This window comes from Pyxidicoccus fallax, from assembly GCF_012933655.1.
GTDB classification, from domain to species: Bacteria; Myxococcota; Myxococcia; order Myxococcales; family Myxococcaceae; genus Myxococcus; species Myxococcus fallax.
Map to the genome: position 1 here is coordinate 1 of NZ_JABBJJ010000762.1, position 561 is coordinate 561.

Here is a 561-nt window from a genome sequence, read left to right on the forward strand (position 1 = left end):
TCCTCGAGCTGCTCTGGACGCTGGCGCGTGGCTTCCGCGTCCTGCTGCAGGCCGACACCCTGAGTCCCGACTGGCTGCCGCGCGCCGTGCGCCAGCACGCCATCACCCACCTGCAGTGCACGCCGTCTCTGGCGCGCGCCCTGCTTCTCGACTCCGCCAGTGCCGAGGCCCTGCGCTCACTCCAGCAGCTGCTCGTTGGTGGTGAGGCCCTGCCGCTGGAGGTGGCCCGCCAGCTGCGCGAGCGCGTGCCCTCCGTGCTCAATATGTACGGGCCGACGGAAACCACCGTCTGGTCCTCCTGCTTCGCCCTGCCCGCCCAGCCTTCCGTCGTCAGCCTGGGCCGGCCCATTGCCAATACCCGCCTGTACGTCCTCGACTCGCACCTGCGGCCGCTGCCGGTGGGCGTGCCCGGGGAGCTGTTCATCGGCGGTGCTGGCGTGGTGCGCGGCTACCTCGGCCGGCCGGAGCTGACGGCCGAGCGCTTCATTCCCGACCCCTTCGCCTCGACGCCCGGAGAGCGCCTGTACCGCACGGGGGACCAGGTGCGGCGGCTGGCCGACG

Annotated in this window: 1 protein-coding gene; it reads left to right on the top strand. The window is 72.5% G+C overall.

Features of this window, described 5'->3' with window-relative positions; translation table 11 throughout:
• The coding region (locus HG543_RS54055) for an AMP-binding protein (RefSeq protein ID WP_169352725.1) at nt 1-561 on the top strand (561 nt) is incomplete at both ends.